The following is a 20,206-nucleotide window of genomic DNA, read 5'->3' as shown; positions in this document are numbered from 1 at the left end:
TGTGCCGGGCTTTTTGTTGATCGGAAAGATTCAGCGGCTACCGCGCGGCCCCGGCCGGCTGGGGTTGCGAATTCTTGTCGATCGAGACGACGACGGACATACCAGGCGACAGAGATGCCGCAAGCGGCTGGCCTGGGTCGATGGAAATGCGAACGCCGACGCGCTGGGCAATCTTGGTGAAATTGCCTGTTGCATTGTCCGGGCGGATGACGGCGAATTCGGAGCCTGCGGCTGGCGAGAAGCTCTCGACATGCCCGGTCATTCGCTCATGCTGCAGCGCATCGACGGTAAAGTAGGCCGGCTGGCCGACCTTCATGCCGTCGAGCTGCGTTTCCTTGAAATTGGCGATGATCCAGACGTCCTGGGGCACCAGCGACATCAGCTGTGTGCCCGCCGTCACATACTGGCCGATGCGCACACCCACTTCGCCGACACGGCCGTCTTTCGGAGCGACAACCGTCGCATTTTCCAGGTCGATGTTCGCGAGCTGAACGGCAGCCTCCGCATTGCTGACACCCGCTTCGAGCGAGGCGCGGTTGACGATGATGGTCGTAAGGTTCTCGTTGGACACTTCGACCGCCGCCTGCGCCTGATTGACCGAGGCTTTCGCCTGCTCCAGCGTTGCCTGCGCGGTCTCAGAGTCGCTGGTGGTCGAGACACCCTTGGCGACCAATGTTGCCACACGATCCCAAGCGAGCTGCGCCCGCTTTTGAGCGGCATCGGCGCTGTCGACCTGGGCTTTGCTTGAGGCGATGCCGGCCTTTGCAGCAAGTTCCTGCTGTCTCGAATTGGCCAGGGCGGCCTTCTGGCCATCGAGCGCTGCCTGCGCTTGCGCTACCCTTTGCACATAGATGCGGTCGTCGATCTTCACCAGGATCTGGCCCTGCTTCACGACTTCGTAGTCCTTGACCGGCACGTCGGTGACGTAGCCGCTTACTTGGGGGCTGATCGTGGTGACATAGCCTTTGACATAGGCGTTGTCCGTTACCTCCACCGAGGTCTTGAAGGGCGGCAGATGCCAGGCATAGAGCACCAGCATCACTCCTCCCACTCCGGCGAGAACGGCAACGACTTCAATCGGGGAACGGACGAGCTTCGACATGGAGCGCTTTCATTTCCTCATGCGTTGGATGTCGCTTCAGCCACCGGCTCTGTTACCAGACGGGCTTTCACGGCTCTGAAGACGAGATGCAGGATTAGACCGGCCAGCGCCAGCACAGCGATGACGCCGGCAACGAAGAAGGCGTCGCCATACGCAAGCGCATTGGCCTGAAGCGTGACCTGGATGCCGAGAAGCGCCACCCCCTCGCCCTTCAGGAGCGCGGCGTCGCCGATAACCTTGCTGTAGGCAGCAGAAAGCTGGCTGGCACGCAGGGCGACGTTGGGATCGGTGAGCAGCACGTGTTCAACCAGGACGTTCGAATGGAATTTTTCCCGGATGGTGATCAGCGTGCCGAAGAAGGCCGACCCGATCAGGCCTCCGATGCTCTGAGTGAAAAGAAAGATCACGAAGAAACTGACGAGATAGGGTGGCCCCTTGGCGAAGGCGGCTTTGAATCCGTCCGATATGGTCGGCGGCAGGAAGAGCGCGGCACCCGCCGACATCAGGGCCTGGCTCAGATACATTTGCTCGGGCCGCGTCAGGCTGGTCAATTGACTGTCCATGAAAGCGCCTGTCGCCATCATGATCAGCGCGGGGATCTGAATCTGCCAGGTGAGACCGTAATTCATCAGTGCCGCGCAGATGAAGCCACCCACCAGCGAAAAGGCCAGGATGATCCAATAGAGGGTCATCAGCTGATCGTAGAGCAGGTTCGCGACGTTCTGGTAGTAGGTCCAGACGCTGTACGTTTGTTCGGCGATGATCAGGCGAAAGACCAGCAGAACACCCGTCATGTGGATATTCGGCCAACTACAGAGCCAGCGGACGTCTATCAGCGGCAGACGCCGGTGCAGGTCGATCACCATCGCCAGCACGATCGTTACGATGGAGACGACCAGGACGATGCCAAGCCAAGGTACTTCGAGCCACCAGTAGACGCGTCCGACCGAGAGCGCGACCGCCAACGCGCCGAAGCCGACCGCGATCAGCAGGTAGACGAGGATATCGCCGGGTACGATGACCTTGACCCTCGGCGGCGCGGTCAGCGGCAGCAGGTAGATGATCGGGATGACGAGCAGCGCCAGCCCCATCTCCAGCGTATAAAGGCCGCGCCATTCGCCGAAATCGAGGAGCGACGGCGAGACCAGGCGCGTGACGGGAGCGGCAAGCGTCGTGTTCATCATCGCGAGGCTGACGCCGACCGTCAACTTCTTGGCCGGCGTAAAGGCCTCCAGCATGTAAAGAAAGCCGAGCGTGGAGAGCGGCGCCGAGGCAATGCCGCTGAGGAAGCGCACGACGATCGCCGACTGCAGATCCGATACGAAGAGATTGAGCAGCGAGGCAATGACGAAGCCCATGATGCTGATCTCGGCGAAATTACGGATACCGTACTGCATCCGGATTTTCACCAGGGCGATGGCGAGGCTGACATTCGGCGCGAGATAGGCTGCCGACAACCACACGGATTCCGTGGTCGTCGCGGCGATCGAGCCCTGGATCTGGGTGAGATTGGCGAAGGCGAGGTTCAGACCCAGTCCCTGGGTCAGGAAAAACAGGACAGAGGATAAAAAGTAGAGAAACGCCTTCCATTTCGGAACAGGCGGCGGCGCGGGCGGAACAGCCGGTTCAACAGGTGCGGCCTCTTTCGCTTCCTCTTGTGGAAGCTCGACTATCCGGGCCGCCTCGGCACTCATGCCTTCACCTCACCCTTTGCCGACATTCGGAAGGTTCGCGGCCATGGCGCGGATGACCTTTAGCGCCACGGCGATATCCTCATCCGATATTCCTTCCAAAATATCCGAGCGGACACTTGTCGCAAGCGCATCTATCTCGGCGGCGATCACTTTTCCGGAATCGGTGGTGTGAATGAGCTTGGCGCGCCGGTCCGCCTGAGCAGCACGGCGCTCGATGAAATTCTGCGCTTCCATCGCATCGAGGATGCGAACCAAAGTTGGCGTCTCGAGTTCGAGCTCGTCGGCAAGCTCGCGCTGATTGATGCCATCGCGTTTCGAGAGCGCAAAAAACACCCGTGCCCGCGCCAATGTCATGCCATGCTCGCGCACGAGAGCATCGAAGCTCGCCCGCAACTTTCTGTTGAAGGACGACAGTTCATCGAACAGTTGGCGGTTCGTCGGCTTCCCGGACATTATGGCCGTTTCATATGATTAGTATGCTAATTTATACCAGTCGATGTAACCGGCTTCCAATTCACATTCAAGGAAGTTTATCACATGGGCGGGTGCAAGCATCCCTAGATCCGGCTAATATCCCGCTGTGGTTGGTGTGCGCAGCGATTCGCCTGAAACGACCCGTTGCAAGGAAGCGACAACAGCCTTTTTTGTTTATTTGGCTGCTCCCTGTGGATGAGTGGAACAACGTGGAATAGGTCGGGTGAACGAAGCCCACGCGCTCGTTATTCCCCTGGTGCTGTTGACCCGGCGGCGCTATGGCCGCAAACCTCGGACCCACAAAAAGAGATCGAGACAAACGACGATGAATGAAACCGCGCGAAAGATCGCCGCCGTTGCCACCACTGAACAGCACTACCGCGAAGCGCCGAACAATATCGAAGCCGAGCAGGCGCTTCTGGGCGCGATCCTGGTCAACAACGACGCCTATTATCGTGTTTCGGATTTCCTGAAGCCGGTTCATCTCTATGAGCCGCTGCATCGCAAGATCTTCGAGGTTGCCGGCGACATCATCCGCATGGGCAAGACCGCGAACCCCGTCACCATCAAGACATTCCTGGCGGCCGACGACAAGGTCGGCGACCTGACCGTCGCGCAATATCTCGCCCGCCTTGCCGCCGAAGCCGTCTCCATCATCAATGCCGAGGACTATGGCCGCGCGATCTATGATCTTGCGCTACGCCGCGCGCTGATCACCATCGGCGAGGACGTCGTCAACATCGCCTATGACGCCCCCCTCGACATGCCGCCACAGGCGCAGATCGAGGATACGGAGCGCCGTCTTTTCGAACTGGCCGAAAACGGCCGCTACGACGGCGGCTTCCAGTCCTTCAACGATGCCGTGGCGCTTGCGATCGACATGGCGGCGGTTGCCAAGGAGCGCGATGGTGGCCTCTCCGGCATTTCGACCGGCATCCATACGCTCGACAGCAAGATGGGCGGATTGCAGCGTTCGGACTTGATCATCCTTGCCGGCCGCCCTGGCATGGGCAAGACCTCGCTTGCGACCAACATCGCCTATAACATTGCGGCTTCCTACGAGGGCGAAGTGCAGTCGGACGGCTCGATGAAGGCGAAGAACGGTGGCGTCGTCGGCTTCTACTCGCTGGAAATGTCGTCGGAACAGCTCGCTACCCGTATCATCTCCGAGCAGACGGAGGTTTCCTCCTCCAAGATCCGCCGCGGCGACATCAACGATGCCGATTTCGAAAAGCTGGTCGCCTGCTCGATGATGATGCAGAAGGTGCCGCTCTATATTGACCAGACCGGTGGTATCTCGATTGCACAGCTATCGGCCCGCGCGCGTCGCCTGAAGCGTCAGCGCGGCCTCGATGTCCTCGTCGTCGACTACGTCCAGCTGATGACCGGCTCGGGCAAGTCGAACGAAAACCGCGTTCAGGAAATCACCCAGATCACCACCGGCCTGAAGGCGCTCGGCAAGGAACTCAACGTTCCGATCATCGCGCTGTCCCAGCTCTCACGTCAGGTCGAAAGCCGCGACGACAAGCGGCCCCAGCTCTCCGACCTTCGCGAATCGGGCTCGATCGAGCAGGACGCCGACGTCGTGCTCTTCGTGTTCCGCGAGGAATACTATGTGAAAAACTCCGAACCCCGCGATCCGGCCGATCCGAAATATGCGGAATGGGAAGCGCAGTTCGAAAAGGTGAAGGGCACGGCTGACGTCATCATCGCCAAGCAGCGCCACGGACCGACCGGCACGGTGAGGCTCGCCTTCCAGGCCGAGTTCACCCGGTTTGCCGACCTCGCCGATTCGTCCTTCATCCAGTACGAGGAACATTGAAAATGCTTAGCGGCGCAGAGCAGTCATGCGCCGCTTGAGACTTTCTATCGACAGAAATCATCTTTACTCTGGCCGGAGATCATCCCCCTCCGGCCACTTTTTTTATTCAAGGCGATTCCATGACAGATTTCTCCGACGACTACGATGCCTTTGACACCGCCGGCGTGCGTCTGACAGTCGATCTGGGAGCCATCGTCGAGAACTGGCGTGATCTGGCCCGCCGCTCCGGACGGGCGCGCACGGCCGCCGTCCTGAAGGCTGACGCCTATGGACTCGGCACGGAAGATGTCGGTGAAGCGCTCTATCTTGCCGGCGCGCGCGACTTCTTCGTTGCGACGGCGGAGGAAGGGGCAACGCTTCGCCTCTATGCGCCGGACGCGCGCATCTTCGTACTGTCAGGCATCTGGCCCGGCATGGAACGGCTCTTCTTCGAAAACGATCTCGTTCCCGTCATCGCGTCGGAAGAACAGCTCAGCTTCTGGACGGCCGTGCTTGCCGATTATGGCGACTACCCCTGCGCTTTGCAGGTCGACACCGGCTTCAACCGCCTTGGCCTGTCTGTCGACGAGGCGCTCATGCTTGCCGACGACGTATCCCGGCCGGCAAGCCTGGCGCCGGTGCTGATCATGAGCCACCTTGCCTGTGGCGACGATCCCTCCCATCAGATGAACAGGCAGCAGCTTGAATCATTCCGGAAGGTTAGCGCTGCATTCGAAGGTATCGAATCAAGCCTGGCAGCCTCGGCCGGCATCTTCCTGGGCCCGGAATATCACTTCGATCTCACCCGCCCCGGTATTGCGCTCTATGGCGGCGAGGCAGTCAGAGGCATTGCAAATCCGATGCGGCCGGTCGCAACCGCCGAGGCCAGGATCATCCAGACGCGCTCAGCCAAGGCGGGCGAAGGCGTCGGCTACGGCCAAGCTCTCCAGCTGACGCGCGACAGTCGGCTCGCGGTCGTCGCCGCGGGCTATGCCGACGGTTATCTCCGCAGCTTCTCGAGCGGCGGCGTGCCCCTGCGCGACGCGCTTCCGCAGGGTGGCCAGGGCTTCATTGCCGGCCACCGTGTCCCGGTCGCCGGTCGTATCGCCATGGACATGACGATCTTCGACATCACCGATGTTCCAGAACATCTGGTGCGGGCCGGCGACTATATCGAGCTTTTCGGCAGCAACATCCTCGTCGACAATGCAGCCCGTGCGGCGGGTACGATCGGTTACGAGTTGCTGGCCAATATGGGGCTGAGGCACCAGCGGCGCTATATGGCCGAGGAGCAGGAATAGAGCCGGAAATTTCCTAGCGTGTGCTGATCGCAAGCCGGATGCCGAGGGCGACGAACAGCGTCCCGAGGCCGCGATGCAGCCAAAGCCCGAATTTGCGATTTCGCCGGAGCGCTCCGGCCAGGCGCCCGCCGAGCAGAACGAGCGGCGGCTCTATGAAGGCGGCAACCGCGATGATCAGGCTGCCATGCAAAAGCAACTGAGCCCAGGCGGGACCGGCGCCCTCGACGACGAACTGCGGCAGGAAGGCCAGGAAGAAGATCGCCACCTTGGGATTGAGCAGGGATACGAGAATTCCCTGCCGATAGATGCGGCTTTTGACAGGCGCTTGATCCGTCTCCCTGATCCAGCCGCCCTCGCCCGTTGAGCGCAGTGCCTGTATCCCCAGCCATATCAGATAGGCGGCACCAATCCATTTGACCGCCGAGAACGCAAGCGCCGATGCGGCCAGTATCGCCGACAGGCCGGCCGCGGTCATCAACACGTGAATGCAGGCGCCGCTCCATACGCCGAAAAGTGCGGCAAAGCCGGAACGAATTCCGCTTTTGATCGTATGACCCAGTATGAAGGCGATATCCGGACCCGGAGAGAGATTGAGCAATACCGCGGCCGATACAAACGTTACCCAATGTGCAAGCGTGTAATCGAACATCCGTCACCATCCATTCCGTCCCCATGGAATGCTGTCACGAACGCCGTTGATACGGAAATCATTAGTTTTGATCCTTCAGGAAAGTCATTATCTGGCAGTCAGCAGCGATTCGGACCGATTTCCGGAGCGCTCGAAAGTGAAAGCGGCATTTAATGGCGAAGAGCCGAACCCAATTCATCTGCCAGAACTGCGGCGCGGTCCATAATCGCTGGGCCGGCAAATGCGATGCCTGCGGCGCATGGAACACCATCGTCGAGGAAGACCCGATGGGCGGCATCGGCGGCGGTCCCACAAGGACGCCGCGCAAGGGCAAGCCTGTCACGCTGACCGCGCTTTCCGGCGAGATCGAGGAAGCCCCCCGCATCCATACCGGCATTTCGGAACTCGACCGGGCGACCGGCGGTGGCTTCGTGCGCGGTTCCGCGGTACTTGTCGGCGGCGATCCCGGCATCGGCAAGTCGACGCTGCTGATGCAGGCGGCCGCCGCCCTTTCGCGACGGGGCCACAAGATCGTCTACGTCTCGGGCGAAGAGGCCGTCGCGCAGGTTCGTCTGCGCGCCCAGCGGCTGAAGGCTGATGATACCGACGTGATGCTGGCTGCAGAGACCAATGTCGAGGATATCCTCGCGACGCTTGCCGAGGGCAAGCGGCCCGATCTCGTTATCATCGATTCCATCCAGACACTGTGGAGCGAACTTGCCGAATCCGCGCCCGGCACCGTCACTCAGGTTCGCACCGGCGTGCAGGCCATGATCCGTTTTGCCAAGCAGACCGGCTCCGCCATGGTGCTGGTCGGGCATGTGACCAAGGACGGCCAGATCGCAGGCCCGCGCGTCGTCGAGCATATGGTCGACGCCGTGCTCTATTTCGAAGGCGATCGCGGCCACCACTATCGCATCCTGCGCACCGTCAAGAACCGCTTCGGCCCGACCGACGAGATCGGCGTTTTCGAAATGTCCGACATCGGGCTTCGGGAGGTCGCCAATCCGTCCGAGCTTTTCCTTGGGGAGCGCAATTCCAAATCGCCAGGTGCTGCCGTCTTTGCCGGCATGGAGGGCACGCGTCCGATCCTGGTCGAAGTGCAGGCACTGGTTGCGCCGACATCGCTCGGCACGCCGCGCCGTGCGGTCGTCGGCTGGGATTCGGCAAGGCTGTCGATGATTCTCGCCGTGCTCGAAGCGCATTGCGGCGTGCGGCTCGGCCAGCACGACGTTTATCTCAATATTGCCGGTGGTTATCGCATTTCCGAGCCCGCAGCGGACCTTGCGGTAGCCTCTGCACTGGTTTCATCCCTGGCCGGTCTTGCCCTTCCGGCGGATTGCGTCTATTTCGGCGAAGTCAGCCTGTCGGGCGCCGTTCGGCCGGTTGCGCATACCGCTCAGCGCCTCAAGGAAGCCGAGAAGCTGGGCTTCTCTGCGGCGCTTCTGCCGACCGCTTCTGCCGAACTGCCGAAGGGCAATGGCGGACGCTGGAGCGAGATCGACAGCCTGCCGGATCTGGTGGCGCGTATCGCCGGATCGAAGGGCGCGCTCAGGCAGGCGGAAGACGACGATTGATTCTTTCATCGCCCGCAGGCGATGATACGGAATAGGCATTGAGGCAGACGGCGGCCATGCCCGTCATGGCAAGTCTTGGAGTGGATTGTATATGCCCATTACGATTTTCGACGGCATTGTTATCGGCGTCGTATTGTTTTCCGCCGTCCTGGCGATGGTGCGCGGTTTTTCCCGCGAAATTCTCTCGATCGTAAGCTGGGGCGGCTCGGCGGCCGCTGCCTATTACCTCTATCCCCTGCTCGTGCCCTATGCGAAGCGCTATACGGATGATGAACGCATCGCGATCGTCGGATCGGCCGCAGTCGTCTTCCTGATTGCGCTGATCGTCATTTCCTTCATTACGATGCGGATCGCCGATTTCATCATCGACAGTCGCATCGGCGCGCTCGACCGGACGCTCGGCTTCCTGTTCGGCGCGGCCCGTGGCCTGCTGCTTCTCGTCGTTGCTGTCGCCTTCTGGAACTGGCTGGTCGATCCGGCCCATCGTCCGGCCTGGGTCAACAATGCAAAGTCGAAGCCATTCCTGGATTCGATGGTCGTGAAGCTGGAATCGGCGCTGCCGGAGCAGCTGGCGCAGATGATCCGCACAAACGTCATCGACAAGATCCAGCCGGAAAAGGGCGGACAGCAGCAGGATGACGAGGACAATGGCGCGGGCAACGATAGCGCGCCGTCCGACGATGCGCCTGCGCAACCCGCGGCACCGACCGCACCGCAGAACAGCAATTGATAGTGTTTGGCGCTTGACCCCAAGGGAAACAATCGCCATTTGAGCGAAACCGACGACAGCCATCCGGCCAGGCATTTTGCCCGGCCGGATTTTCAGCTATTTTAGACACAGCCGTGATGCTGCCAACCGACCCCATCGAGAGCAAAGGCCCGCACCTATGAACGAGTCCCATTCCTTTTCGATCAAGGACGATCTCGACGGCGACACGCTGCATGAAGAGTGTGGCGTCTTCGGTATCCTGGGACATCCGGATGCGGCTACGCTGACTGCCCTTGGCCTTCACGCCTTGCAGCATCGTGGCCAGGAAGCGGCCGGTATCGTCACATTCGACGGCAAACAGTTCCATACCGAAAAGCATATGGGCCTGGTAGGCGACCATTATACGAACCCGGCCGTGCTCGCGAAGCTCCCCGGCTCGATATCGATCGGCCATACGCGCTATTCCACGACGGGCGAAGTGGCGCTGCGCAACGTCCAGCCGCTCTTTGCCGAGCTCGAAGTCGGCGGTATCGCGATCGCCCACAACGGCAACTTCACCAACGGCCTGACGCTGCGCCGCCAGATCATCGCGACCGGCGCGATCTGCCAGTCGACGTCGGACACGGAAGTTGTCCTGCACCTGATCGCCCGCTCACGCCATGCCTCCACGACCGACCGCTTCATCGACGCCATCCGCCAGATGGAGGGCGGCTATGCGATGGTGGCCCTCACCCGCACGAAGCTGATCGCCGCGCGCGATCCGATCGGCATCCGCCCGCTGGTCATGGGCGAGCTCGACGGCAAGCCGATCTTCTGTTCGGAAACCTGCGCGCTTGATATCATCGGCGCCAAATATATCCGCGACGTGGAAAACGGCGAAGTCATCATCTGCGAGATCCAGCCGGACGGCTCGATTGCCATCGATGCTCGCAAGCCTGCCAATCCGCAGCCCGAGAGCCTCTGCCTGTTTGAATATGTCTACTTCGCCCGGCCCGATTCGGTTGTCGGCGGCCGCAGCATCTATGTCGCTCGCAAGAACATGGGCATCAATCTCGCCAAGGAAGCGCCCGTCGACGCCGATGTGGTCGTGCCTGTGCCCGATGGCGGCACGCCGGCAGCGCTCGGTTATGCGCAGCAGAGCGGCATCCCCTTCGAATACGGCATCATTCGCAACCACTATGTCGGCCGCACCTTCATCGAGCCGACGCAGCAGATCCGCGCCTTCGGCGTCAAGCTCAAGCATTCGGCCAACCGGGCGATGATCGCAGGCAAGCGCGTCGTGCTCGTCGACGATTCGATCGTGCGCGGCACGACGTCGCTCAAGATCGTGCAGATGATCCGCGATGCCGGCGCCAAGGAAGTGCATATTCGCGTCGCAAGCCCGAAGATCTTCTATCCGGATTTCTACGGCATCGACACGCCTGACGCCGACAAGCTGCTGGCCAACCAATATGCCGACACGGAAGCCATGGCGAAATATATCGGCGCCGACTCGCTGGAATTCCTCAGCATCGACGGCCTTTACCGCGCCGTCGGCGGCGAGGATCGTAATTCCGCCCGCCCGCAATTCACCGATCACTATTTCACCGGCGACTATCCGACGCGGCTTCTCGACAAGAATGGCGAGACCGCGGGCCTCAAGCTTTCCGTCATGGCCAGCAACGGTTGATGTCTCGACTCTTTGGCTGATATGGGGCATTCCCTTGCCCCGCATCTCGGAGGAATGAGGCATCATGACGGTCAATCTGAAGGACAAAATCGCGCTGGTGACAGGCGCGTCGCGCGGCATCGGTTATTTCACCGCGCTGGAACTCGCCAAGGCGGGCGCGCATGTGATTGCCTGTGCCCGCACCGTGGGCGGCCTCGAAGATCTCGATGATGCGATCAAGGCTGCCGGCGGTTCCGCCACGCTCGTTCCTTTCGACCTTGCCGACATGAAGGCCATCGATGCGCTGGGCGGCTCGATCTTCGAGCGCTGGGGCAAGCTCGATATTCTCATTGCCAATGCGGGCGTGCTCGGCACGATCTCGCCGATCGGCCATGTCGAAGCGAAGGTGTTCGAGAGGGTCATGAACATCAACGTGACAGCCACCTGGCGGCTGATCCGCTCGACGGAGCCGCTTTTGATGCGCTCCGACGCCGGCCGCGTCGTGATCCTGTCGTCCAGCGTTGCGCATACGGCTCGTCCGTTCTGGGGTCCCTACGCCGCCTCCAAGGCAGCCGTCGAAGTGCTGGCCCGCACCTGGGCCGGAGAGACGCAGCGCACGGCGCTGAAGATCACCAGCGTCGATCCCGGCGCCACCCGCACCGCCATGCGCGCGCAGGCAATGCCCGGCGAGGATCCGGACACGCTGCCGCATCCGCGCGAAGTCGCACAGGCACTGCTGCCTCTCGTTTCACCCGACTGGACGGAGACGGGCAAGCTGTTCGTCATCAAGGAGAATGCCCTGAAGGACTACCGCCTGCCGGAATAGGCGGCAGCACCAAAGGCGTCAGCCGCCCGTAAGCGTGCTCGTCGTGACCAAACTGGCACCGGCGGAAGCAAATTCGCGATTGTGCCGCCGGATGATTTCGGCGGCATTTTCGACCGGGCTATCCAAGGTACTGTGGGCATCGGAAACGATCGTTACCCCCAGTCCCGCACCCATTGCGCCCTTCATCGTTGCCGCCACGCAGAAATCGGTCTGTGCGCCCAGCAAGATAACCTCTCTGGCGCCCTGCCCCATAACCCATTCACCAAGCGCTGGATTGCTGAAAGCATCGCCCACGCTCTTGGAAAACGTCGGTTCATCCTTTGCCTGACCGAGGGCAGGCCATATCGGCCAGCCCGGTTCGCCAGGAGCCAAAGGGTCTCCTTCCGGGCCGTCATGCCTGACGAACGCGATCTTGCGTCCCTCCGATCGAGCCCAGCCGATGATATCTTTCGCACGAGCTACCGTGCCGTCGGCATCATGGATCGGCGGTTCGAGGAGACCGTCGAACATGCCGGTCTGCAGGTCGATGACGATCACGGGTGCGAGGGTGGGTGCTTCTTGCTGTGACATGGTCGGGAAGCTAACGCCGTTGGTTCTTGCGTCAAGGATGAGAGTGGTAAGAAAGAGGACGGCAGAATTTGCGTTCGCGGCGCCCCCGGCCCTTCGCTTGGGCTTCGGGCGTTCGGCGCTGCAATCGATTCGCCGGATCGATTGCTCAGGCTTCTCCCGACCGCTTTTCCCCCCCTTGACCAGCCCCGGCTTCCGCGCCATAACGCTGCTCATGAAAACGGTCGTCTGCATTATTTGCCGGAAGATTATTCGCTAGCGTTACCGCTGGCCTGGCCGTTTTCGTCTCCCAGATACCCAAGATGACAAACGTCCCGGTCCGCCGGTGGATGCATTTTGAATTGCATTTGGGAGATGGGAATGGGCACGGTGCTCAAGCTTTACAACACGCTGACACGCGAAAAGGTCGATTTCAAGCCGATCGATGCGGACAATGTCCGCCTGTATGTCTGCGGCCCGACCGTCTATGACTTCGCCCATATCGGCAACGCCCGCCCGGTCATCGTCTTCGACGTACTGTTCCGGCTTCTGCGGCATGTCTATGGCGAAGCCCATGTCACCTATGCCCGCAACATCACCGACGTTGACGACAAGATCAACGCGCGGGCTCTGCGTGATTTTCCGGGCCTGCCGCTGAACGAGGCCATCCGCGCCGTCACCGAAAAGACGGAGACGCAGTTCCTCGAGGATGCCAAAGCGCTGGGAAGCCTGGAGCCGACGATCCAGCCGCGTGCGACCGATAACATCGCGCAGATGGTCGAGATCATCGAAAAGCTGATCGCCAAGGGCCATGCCTACCAGGCGGAAGGCGAAGTGCTGTTCGATACGAAATCCATGGCGGATTACGGCCAGCTCTCGAAGCGCAATCTCGACGAACAGCAGGCCGGCGCCCGCATCGCCGTCGATGCGCACAAGAAGAGTCCGGGCGATTTCGTGCTCTGGAAGCTGTCAGACGAGAAGGAGCCGGGCTGGGAAAGCCCCTGGGGTCGCGGCCGTCCGGGCTGGCACATCGAATGCTCCGCCATGAGCGGTCGCTATCTCGGCGACGTCTTCGACATCCATGGCGGCGGGCTGGACCTGATCTTCCCGCACCATGAGAACGAGATCGCCCAGTCGCGTTGCGCTCACGGCACGGATGTGATGGCGAATGTCTGGATGCACAACGGCTTCCTGCAGGTCGAAGGCCGCAAGATGTCGAAATCCGAAGGCAATTTCGTCACCATCTACGAGCTGCTCCACACGGAGAAATTCGGCGGCCGCAAGTGGCCGGGCGAAGTGCTGCGGCTGGCAATGCTGATGACGCATTACCGTGAGCCCATCGATTTTTCGGTAAAGCGGCTGGAAGAGGCTGAGCGGCTGCTGGCGAAATGGCCGGCTGCAGAGGCAGGGGACGCTACGCCTGATGCAACGGTGCTGGCGGCACTCGCGGACGACTTGAACACCGTGGCTGCGGTGCAGGCGCTGCATGCACTGGCGCAGGCTGCAAATGCCGACCCGGCCCAGCTCCCCGCCTTTGCCGCCAGTGCTGCCCTTCTCGGCGTCCTGCCGGTCAAGGCGGAGGTGGACGAAGCGGTCGCCGAAGCCGTCGATGCGCTGGTTCAGATGCGGTTGGAAATGCTGAAGGCGAAGAACTTCGCCGAGGCGGACAAGATCCGCAACGACCTTGTCGCCAAGGGCATCCAGCTGAAGGACGGCAAGGATGCCGCGACCGGTGAGCGGGTGACGACTTGGGAGTTGAAGCGGTGAGGTTGTGCGGGCGATAATTTTGGCCTATGCTAAGGCATATGCCAACGGGAGAGCGTCATGGATACCGAACGGCATGTGAAGCTATTCAGGAACGGCCGCAACCAGGCCGTTCGCATTCCCGTGGAATTCGAGCTTCCGGGCAATGATGCGATCATGCGCAAGGATGGGGATCGGCTGATTATCGAGCCGGCCAAGACATCAGGCCTGTTGCAATGGCTTGCCACGATCGAACCGTGGGACGAAGAGTTTCCCGATGTCGACGAGGGACAACTCCCGCTTGAGGATGTCGAGTTGTGAGCGATCGCCGCTATATGCTCGATACGAATATCGTGTCGCACATGATCCGCTATCCGGATGGCCCGGCCGTGAAACAGGCGTCGCTCGCGGGCGAGGAGAACCTTTGTGTCAGCGCCCTTGTGGCATCAGAATTGCGCTATGGCGCCGCGAAGCGCGGATCTAAGAGACTGACGGCTCTGATCGAGAACATTCTGAAAAGATTGGACGTCATTCCTTATGATGATCTGGCGTCACACCGCTACGCCGCGATTCGCAGCGAACTCGCGCGCAGCAGCAATCTCATAGGTCCTGTTGATCTCTTTATCGCCGCCCATGCTCTCGCCCTCGACTTGACCCTGATCACCGACAACGTGCGCGAATTTTCAGGCGTTGGCGGCCTTGCAGTCGAAAACTGGCTGGCGGAGGAGGCGTAACATGACCGACCGACCCCACACCGGCGGCTGCCAATGCGGAGCCATCCGCTTCCGCGTCACGGGCACGCTCACGGATTCCTCCATTTGCCATTGCCGCATGTGCCAAAAGGCGTTCGGCGCCTATTATGCGCCCCTGGTTTCCACCCGCGGCGCGGAACTCACGTGGACGCGGGGGACGCGCAAGACGTTCCGCTCCTCGAATTTCGTCGAGCGCGGCTTCTGCGCCGATTGCGGCACGCCGCTGACCTATGAGGCGCCCGACGGCATTGCAATCGCGGCCGGAGCCTTCGACGATCCTTCGGCGTTGCCGCCCGTCGTGCAGTTCGGCACTGAGGCAAAGATCGGCTTCGTCGACCACCTGCACGAGCTGCCGGGACATGCGACCGAAGAGGATGCCGAAGCGGCTCCCTTTGTGCTGAAGATCGTCTCCTATCAGCATCCCGATCACGATACCGAAACTTGGCTACCGGAGAACCATCATGACTGACGTTGTGCGAACAGGCGGCTGCCAATGCGGCGCCGTGCGCTTTCGCATCAGGGGAGCGCTCGGCCGCCCCTCCATCTGCCATTGCCGGATGTGCCAGAAACAGTTCGGCGGCTTCTTTTCCGCGCTGGTCACCGCGCCCGAGGAAGGTTTCGAATGGTCCCGCGGAGAGCCGACCTATTTCCAGTCCTCGGTCAACATCGAGCGCGGTTTTTGCAAGGATTGCGGTACGCCGCTAACCTATCGCCATCCCGGCGGGCTCGAGCTTGCCATCGGCAGTTTTGACGACCGAAGCGACCTTGCCCCGCAAATCCAAGTAAACCACGGCGCGCGCCTGCCCTGGGTCGAAACGATCTTCGACCAGCCGCTGCATCAAGACCCCGATTTCTACGCCCGGCAGGAGGCCATCATCTCCTTCCAGCACCCCGACCACGACACCGATGTCTGGCCCCAGCAAGGTTTGAAACTATGACCGAACTCCTGCGCACGCTCTATCCCGAAATCGAGCCCTATGCCTCCGGCCATCTTGATGTCGGCGACGGCCATGTCATCTATTGGGAGCGTTGCGGCACGCCCGGCGCAAAGCCGGCCGTCTTCCTGCATGGCGGCCCCGGCGGCGGCATCTCGCCCAGCCACCGCCGCGCTTTCGATCCTGATCTCTATGACGTCACGCTGTTCGACCAGCGCGGTTGCGGCAAGTCGACGCCGCATGCGGACCTCAACGCCAACACGACCTGGCATCTGGTTGCCGACATCGAGCGGCTGCGCGAGATGGCAGGCGCCGAGAAATGGCTCGTTTTCGGCGGCTCCTGGGGGTCGACGCTGGCGCTCGCCTATGCCGAGAAGCATCCGGAGCGGGTTTCCGAACTCGTGCTGCGCGGCATCTACACGCTGACGCGGGCGGAACTCGACTGGTACTATCAGTTCGGCGTCTCGGAAATGTTCCCGGACAAATGGGAGCGCTTCATCGCGCCGATCCCGCCGGAAGAGCGGCACGAGATGATGGCTGCCTATAACCGCCGCCTGACGCATGCCGAAAAGGCGATGCGCCTGGAGGCCGCCAAGGCCTGGGCGATCTGGGAAGGCGAAACGATCACTCTGCTGCCCGAGCCCTCGACCAGCAGCAAGTTCGAAGACGCTGAATTCGCTCATGCCTTTGCCCGCATCGAGAACCACTTCTTCGTCAATGCCGGCTGGATGGACGAAGGCCAGTTGATCCGCGATGCCTACAAGCTCAAGGATATTCCCGGCGTCATCGTCCACGGGCGCTACGACATGCCCTGCCCGGCCAAATATGCCTGGGCCCTGCACAAGGCCTGGCCCAAGGCGGAATTCCACCTGATCGAAGGCGCCGGCCATTCCTTCTCCGAACCCGGCATCCTGGACCAGTTGATCCGGGCGACGGACAAGTTTGCTGGGAAGTAAGCACGACACCTGCATGCTCGCGGCCCCGTCTCTCTAAGACGTGGGGCCGCGACACATGACGACAATCAATGCCCGGGAGGCATCGCGGTGACCAAGGAAAGAATCTACCTCTTCGACACGACCCTGCGTGACGGGCAGCAGACGCCCGGCATCGATTTTTCGGTCGAGGACAAGATTGCGATCGCCACCATGCTGGACGAATTCGGCATCGACTATGTCGAAGGCGGCTATCCGGGCGCGAACCCGACGGACACAAGCTTCTTCAGCGAGAAGAGGACGCAGAAATCCTCCTTCGTCGCCTTCGGCATGACCAAGCGCGCCGGCGTCTCGGCATCGAACGATCCCGGACTTGCAAGCCTGATCCAGGCCAAGAGCGACGCGATCTGTTTCGTCGCCAAGAGCTGGGACTACCATGTCGAAGTCGCGCTCGGCATTTCCAACCAGGAAAACCTCGACTGCATCGCCGAGAGCGTCAAGGCGGCGGTCGCGGCCGGCAAGGAGGCGATGGTCGATTGCGAGCATTTCTTCGATGGCTACAAGGCGAACCCCGCCTATGCGCTGGATTGCGCCAGGACAGCCTATGAGGCCGGAGCACGCTGGGTCGTGCTCTGCGACACCAACGGCGGCACGCAGCCGCCCGAAGTGCGCGCCATCGTCGAATCCGTCATCGCCCACGGCATTCCGGGACGCTGTCTCGGCATCCATGCGCATAACGATACCGGCCAGGCGATCGCCAATTCGCTCGCCGCTGTGGATGCCGGCGTGCGACAGGTCCAGGGCACTCTCAACGGCATCGGCGAGCGCTGCGGCAATGCCAATCTTGTCACGCTGATCCCGACGCTGGCGCTGAAGAACAGCTACAACGAATTCTACGAGATGGCTATCGACGCGGAGCGGTTGCAGGGACTGACCGGGCTATCACATGCCTTCGATGAGTTGCTCAACCGTTCGCCCGATCATCAGGCGCCCTATGTCGGCGCTTCGGCCTTTGCCACCAAGGCCGGCATCCACGCTTCGGCGCTGCTGAAGGATCCGCGCACCTACGAACACGTGCCCCCGGAGAGCGTCGGCAATTTCCGCAAGGTCATGGTTTCGGACCAGGGCGGCAAGGCCAATTTCATCAATGCCCTGAAGCGTCGCGGCATCGAGGTCTCGAAGGACGATCCGAAGCTCGACATGCTGATCTCCATCGTCAAGGAGCGCGAGGCCTCGGGCTATGCCTACGAAGGGGCGGATGCAAGCTTCGAGCTTCTGGCGCGCCGGACGCTGGGCACCATCCCCGAATTCTTCGCCATCGACGGCTTCCGCGTCATGGTCGAGCGCCGCTTCGATTCCCATGGCCGCATAAAGGTCGTCTCCGAGGCGGTGGTGAAGATCGTGATCGACGGGCAGACGCTGATGTCTGTTGCGGAAGCCGAGGGCCCTGTCAACGCGCTCGACCTGGCGCTGCGCAAGGATTTCGGCAAGTACCAGCACGAAATCGACGATCTTGTTCTCGCCGACTTCAAGGTTCGTATCCTCAACGGCGGCACCGAGGCAATCACCCGCGTCCTGATCGAATCCATCGATTCCAGCGGCGTGCGCTGGTGGACGGTCGGCGTTTCGGAAAACATCATAGACGCCTCCTTCCAGGCGCTGATGGATTCCGTCATCTACAAGCTGATGAAGAACCGGCACATGGCAGGCAGGATCGCGGCGGAATAGACACGTCCGCCGCATCAACGGCCTTGAAGGCATCGTCAAGGAAATGAATTGGTCCATTAGCAGTAATTGAGATACACCCGGCCGCAAAAGATCGGGATGGAACACCTCAATGACGAGCGATATCTCCACGCCGGCCGCCAGGAGCGACGACGGGACACGCGGCTTTCTCTATGTGCTGACGGCCTACCTGCTTTGGGGCGTGCTGCCCTTCTACATGAAGGCGCTGGGGCACATTCCGGCCATGGAGGTCATTGCGCACCGGATCGTCTGGTCCGTGCCCGTGGCGGGCACCGTTCTCCTCTCGCTCGGGCGATTGGGTGACCTGAAGGTCGCATTGCGCACGCCGCGCACCCTTGCGATGGCGTCGATGACGGCCATCCTCGTCACCATCAACTGGGGCACCTATGTCTGGGCAATCGGCAACGGCCATTCGCTGGATGCGGCCCTCGGCTATTTCATCAATCCGCTCTTCAGCATCGCACTCGGCGCCATTCTGCTGAAGGAGAAGCTCGGAAAGGCGCAAATCGCCGCGATCGTGCTTGCCGCTGTTGCGGTCGTGATCCTTGCGGTCGATGCCGGCAGCCTTCCCTGGGTTGCCGTTGCGCTGACACTGTCTTGGGGATTCTACGGCTTCTTTCGCAAGACGCTTCCCATCGGGCCGAACCAGGGCTTTCTGCTCGAGGTCCTGCTGCTCAGCCTGCCGGCGCTTGCCTATATCGTCTATCTCGAAGCACAGGGCGAAGGGCATCTCTTTCGGACCGGCACCTACGACACGTCGCTGCTCGTCGGCTGCGGGCTGGTCACCGCCCTGCCCCTGATGATCTTTGCCAATGGCGCCAAGCTGCTGCGGCTCTCGACGATCGGCATCATGCAATACATCGTGCCGACCATGATCTTCCTGATCGCCGTCTTCGTTTTCCAGGAGCCGCTCGGCACAGCGCGGACGATCGCCTTTCCGCTCATCTGGGCGGGGCTCGTCCTCTATAGCTGGTCGATCCTGCGTCAGAGCCGCAAGCGCTGACGCGGACCAGACAGCGTTAACGAAACCTTTTCAGAGCTTGGCGAGAACGTCTGCCGCGCCGCTGCGGCTGCCGCGGATCTCGTCCGCCTGCTTGCGAATCGCCGGGATGATTTCGGGGACCGTATCGATGACCAGCGGCTGGACGCGATGGGCGGTATGGATGAAGCCCGACTCGTTCATATGCCGAATCAGCTCCATCATCGGATCCCAGAAACCGTTCACATTGGCAAAGACCATCGGCTTCTCGTGCTGGCCGAGCTGTGCCCATGTCATGATCTCGACGATCTCTTCCAGCGTGCCGATGCCGCCCGGCAGGGCCACGAAGGCATCCGAGCGCTCGAACATGGTGTGTTTGCGCGTATGCATGTCAGGGGTTATGATGAGCTCGTCCAATTGACCCAGCGAATGGCGAGTCGCTTCCATGTCGACGAGGAATTCCGGGATGATCCCGGTCACCTGACCGCCATTGGAAAGAACGCCGCTTGCGACCGCACCCATGATTCCTTTGGTGCCGCCGCCATAGACCAGCCGCAGTCCGCTTTCGGCGATAGCTTTGCCCAGTTCACGGCCTGCAGAGATATGGGAAGGATCGCGTCCCGGCTGAGAGCCGCAGTAGACGCAGATGGATCGAATTGGCACAGATTCTTTTGTCATGTGACCAAACAACTATGCTGCAAGTGCTCCGTCAAGAAAATTAAAGGAAAACTTGCGTGCAAGCATTCGGAAATAGCTGAGAAAGCTTGTAAAAAACGCGGAAATCGTTAGCAATTTCAGAAGTTGCTGCGGCGA

Annotated in this window: 20 protein-coding genes; 14 read left to right on the top strand and 6 right to left on the bottom strand. The window is 61.1% G+C overall.

What is annotated here, in order from left to right:
* Positions 1–37 precede the first annotated feature (37 nt).
* Genes DTW90_RS15010 through DTW90_RS15000 form a run of 3 tightly spaced genes read right to left on the bottom strand, consistent with a single transcriptional unit; the run spans position 38 to position 3,249 of the window.
* The gene (locus tag DTW90_RS15010; protein WP_132517187.1) at positions 38–1,102 is read right to left on the bottom strand and encodes an HlyD family secretion protein; all 1,065 of its coding nucleotides are present in this window, start codon (positions 1,100–1,102) and stop codon (positions 38–40) included.
* Between the two features lie 17 nt (positions 1,103–1,119).
* Positions 1,120–2,796 carry an MFS transporter gene (locus tag DTW90_RS15005; RefSeq protein ID WP_246664953.1) on the bottom strand — a complete coding sequence of 559 codons (1,677 nt, stop codon included), beginning with the start codon at positions 2,794–2,796 and terminating at the stop codon, positions 1,120–1,122.
* A 9-nt stretch (positions 2,797–2,805) separates the two neighbouring features.
* On the bottom strand, positions 2,806–3,249 hold the full coding sequence (locus DTW90_RS15000; RefSeq protein ID WP_132517189.1) for a MarR family winged helix-turn-helix transcriptional regulator: 444 nt from the start codon (positions 3,247–3,249) through the stop codon (positions 2,806–2,808).
* A gap of 346 nt (positions 3,250–3,595) precedes the next feature.
* On the opposite strand from DTW90_RS15000, the gene DTW90_RS14995 reads away from it, so the two are divergent.
* Positions 3,596–5,092: a replicative DNA helicase gene (locus DTW90_RS14995; protein ID WP_149339323.1), complete on the top strand. Its 1,497-nt coding sequence runs from the start codon at positions 3,596–3,598 to the stop codon at positions 5,090–5,092.
* Between the two features lie 119 nt (positions 5,093–5,211).
* Positions 5,212–6,372 (top strand): alanine racemase, encoded by a 1,161-nt coding sequence (gene alr / locus DTW90_RS14990; RefSeq protein WP_149339321.1) that lies wholly within the window; start codon positions 5,212–5,214, stop codon positions 6,370–6,372.
* A 13-nt stretch (positions 6,373–6,385) separates the two neighbouring features.
* On the opposite strand, the gene DTW90_RS14985 is transcribed toward alr, so the two are convergent.
* The gene (locus DTW90_RS14985; RefSeq protein WP_149339319.1) at positions 6,386–7,021 is read right to left on the bottom strand and encodes a LysE family translocator; all 636 of its coding nucleotides are present in this window, start codon (positions 7,019–7,021) and stop codon (positions 6,386–6,388) included.
* Positions 7,022–7,173: 152 nt separating this feature from the next.
* Here DTW90_RS14985 and radA point away from each other — a divergent pair, with 152 nt between their 5' ends.
* From radA to DTW90_RS14965, 4 genes are all read left to right on the top strand, one after another.
* Entirely contained in the window at positions 7,174–8,577 is a 1,404-nt protein-coding gene (radA, locus tag DTW90_RS14980; protein WP_132517197.1) for a DNA repair protein RadA, read from the top strand.
* A gap of 91 nt (positions 8,578–8,668) precedes the next feature.
* The gene (locus DTW90_RS14975) at positions 8,669–9,307 is read left to right on the top strand and encodes a CvpA family protein (RefSeq protein ID WP_149339317.1); all 639 of its coding nucleotides are present in this window, start codon (positions 8,669–8,671) and stop codon (positions 9,305–9,307) included.
* 157 nt (positions 9,308–9,464) lie between these two features.
* Positions 9,465–10,955: an amidophosphoribosyltransferase gene (gene purF / locus DTW90_RS14970; RefSeq protein ID WP_149339315.1), complete on the top strand. Its 1,491-nt coding sequence runs from the start codon at positions 9,465–9,467 to the stop codon at positions 10,953–10,955.
* Positions 10,956–11,019: 64 nt separating this feature from the next.
* A complete protein-coding gene (locus DTW90_RS14965; RefSeq protein WP_149339313.1) occupies positions 11,020–11,760 on the top strand; it encodes an SDR family NAD(P)-dependent oxidoreductase in 741 nt (246 codons plus the stop codon).
* An 18-nt stretch (positions 11,761–11,778) separates the two neighbouring features.
* Here DTW90_RS14965 and DTW90_RS14960 read toward each other — a convergent pair whose 3' ends face one another.
* Positions 11,779–12,330, bottom strand: a complete 552-nt coding sequence (locus tag DTW90_RS14960; protein WP_149339311.1) for an isochorismatase family protein — start codon at positions 12,328–12,330, stop codon at positions 11,779–11,781.
* A gap of 357 nt (positions 12,331–12,687) precedes the next feature.
* Between DTW90_RS14960 and cysS the strand changes: the two genes are divergently transcribed.
* The 8 genes from cysS to rarD all read left to right on the top strand — a co-directional run bounded on the left by cysS (position 12,688) and on the right by rarD (position 19,417).
* Positions 12,688–14,073 carry a cysteine--tRNA ligase gene (cysS, locus tag DTW90_RS14955; protein ID WP_149339309.1) on the top strand — a complete coding sequence of 462 codons (1,386 nt, stop codon included), beginning with the start codon at positions 12,688–12,690 and terminating at the stop codon, positions 14,071–14,073.
* A gap of 57 nt (positions 14,074–14,130) precedes the next feature.
* Positions 14,131–14,370: an AbrB/MazE/SpoVT family DNA-binding domain-containing protein gene (locus DTW90_RS14950; RefSeq protein WP_149339307.1), complete on the top strand. Its 240-nt coding sequence runs from the start codon at positions 14,131–14,133 to the stop codon at positions 14,368–14,370.
* Positions 14,371–14,384: 14 nt separating this feature from the next.
* Positions 14,385–14,783 (top strand): type II toxin-antitoxin system VapC family toxin, encoded by a 399-nt coding sequence (locus tag DTW90_RS14945; RefSeq protein ID WP_149339599.1) that lies wholly within the window; start codon positions 14,385–14,387, stop codon positions 14,781–14,783.
* Between the two features lies 1 nt (position 14,784).
* On the top strand, positions 14,785–15,270 hold the full coding sequence (locus DTW90_RS14940; protein WP_149339306.1) for a GFA family protein: 486 nt from the start codon (positions 14,785–14,787) through the stop codon (positions 15,268–15,270).
* Positions 15,263–15,739, top strand: a complete 477-nt coding sequence (locus DTW90_RS14935; protein ID WP_132517213.1) for a GFA family protein — start codon at positions 15,263–15,265, stop codon at positions 15,737–15,739. The genes DTW90_RS14940 and DTW90_RS14935 overlap by 8 nt, the downstream gene beginning before the upstream one ends.
* Positions 15,736–16,692, top strand: a complete 957-nt coding sequence (gene pip, locus DTW90_RS14930) for a prolyl aminopeptidase (RefSeq protein ID WP_149339304.1) — start codon at positions 15,736–15,738, stop codon at positions 16,690–16,692. Before DTW90_RS14935 ends, pip begins: the two co-directional genes overlap by 4 nt.
* An 87-nt stretch (positions 16,693–16,779) precedes the next feature.
* Positions 16,780–18,396 (top strand): citramalate synthase, encoded by a 1,617-nt coding sequence (cimA, locus tag DTW90_RS14925; RefSeq protein ID WP_149339302.1) that lies wholly within the window; start codon positions 16,780–16,782, stop codon positions 18,394–18,396.
* Positions 18,397–18,505: 109 nt separating this feature from the next.
* A complete protein-coding gene (gene rarD, locus DTW90_RS14920; protein ID WP_149339300.1) occupies positions 18,506–19,417 on the top strand; it encodes an EamA family transporter RarD in 912 nt (303 codons plus the stop codon).
* Positions 19,418–19,447: 30 nt separating this feature from the next.
* On the opposite strand, the gene DTW90_RS14915 is transcribed toward rarD, so the two are convergent.
* Positions 19,448–20,071, bottom strand: coding sequence for a TIGR00730 family Rossman fold protein (locus DTW90_RS14915; RefSeq protein WP_149339298.1), 624 nt, complete (start codon positions 20,069–20,071; stop codon positions 19,448–19,450).
* Positions 20,072–20,206: the final 135 nt, after the last annotated feature.

Source organism: Neorhizobium sp. P12A (assembly GCF_008365395.1).
Taxonomy (GTDB): Bacteria; Pseudomonadota; Alphaproteobacteria; order Rhizobiales; family Rhizobiaceae; genus Rhizobium.
This window is presented reverse-complemented; position numbering and strand designations above follow the sequence as displayed.

Coding starts and splice junctions, on each gene's coding strand:
- DTW90_RS15010 (WP_132517187.1), bottom strand. CDS start 1,102: ATGTCGAAGCTCGTCCGTTCCCCGATTGAAGTCGTTGCCGTTCTCGCC.
- DTW90_RS15005 (WP_246664953.1), bottom strand. CDS start 2,796: ATGAGTGCCGAGGCGGCCCGGATAGTCGAGCTTCCACAAGAGGAAGCG.
- DTW90_RS15000 (WP_132517189.1), bottom strand. CDS start 3,249: ATGTCCGGGAAGCCGACGAACCGCCAACTGTTCGATGAACTGTCGTCC.
- DTW90_RS14995 (WP_149339323.1), top strand. CDS start 3,596: ATGAATGAAACCGCGCGAAAGATCGCCGCCGTTGCCACCACTGAACAG.
- alr (WP_149339321.1), top strand. CDS start 5,212: ATGACAGATTTCTCCGACGACTACGATGCCTTTGACACCGCCGGCGTG.
- DTW90_RS14985 (WP_149339319.1), bottom strand. CDS start 7,021: ATGTTCGATTACACGCTTGCACATTGGGTAACGTTTGTATCGGCCGCG.
- radA (WP_132517197.1), top strand. CDS start 7,174: ATGGCGAAGAGCCGAACCCAATTCATCTGCCAGAACTGCGGCGCGGTC.
- DTW90_RS14975 (WP_149339317.1), top strand. CDS start 8,669: ATGCCCATTACGATTTTCGACGGCATTGTTATCGGCGTCGTATTGTTT.
- purF (WP_149339315.1), top strand. CDS start 9,465: ATGAACGAGTCCCATTCCTTTTCGATCAAGGACGATCTCGACGGCGAC.
- DTW90_RS14965 (WP_149339313.1), top strand. CDS start 11,020: ATGACGGTCAATCTGAAGGACAAAATCGCGCTGGTGACAGGCGCGTCG.
- DTW90_RS14960 (WP_149339311.1), bottom strand. CDS start 12,330: ATGTCACAGCAAGAAGCACCCACCCTCGCACCCGTGATCGTCATCGAC.
- cysS (WP_149339309.1), top strand. CDS start 12,688: ATGGGCACGGTGCTCAAGCTTTACAACACGCTGACACGCGAAAAGGTC.
- DTW90_RS14950 (WP_149339307.1), top strand. CDS start 14,131: ATGGATACCGAACGGCATGTGAAGCTATTCAGGAACGGCCGCAACCAG.
- DTW90_RS14945 (WP_149339599.1), top strand. CDS start 14,385: ATGCTCGATACGAATATCGTGTCGCACATGATCCGCTATCCGGATGGC.
- DTW90_RS14940 (WP_149339306.1), top strand. CDS start 14,785: ATGACCGACCGACCCCACACCGGCGGCTGCCAATGCGGAGCCATCCGC.
- DTW90_RS14935 (WP_132517213.1), top strand. CDS start 15,263: ATGACTGACGTTGTGCGAACAGGCGGCTGCCAATGCGGCGCCGTGCGC.
- pip (WP_149339304.1), top strand. CDS start 15,736: ATGACCGAACTCCTGCGCACGCTCTATCCCGAAATCGAGCCCTATGCC.
- rarD (WP_149339300.1), top strand. CDS start 18,506: ATGACGAGCGATATCTCCACGCCGGCCGCCAGGAGCGACGACGGGACA.
- DTW90_RS14915 (WP_149339298.1), bottom strand. CDS start 20,071: ATGACAAAAGAATCTGTGCCAATTCGATCCATCTGCGTCTACTGCGGC.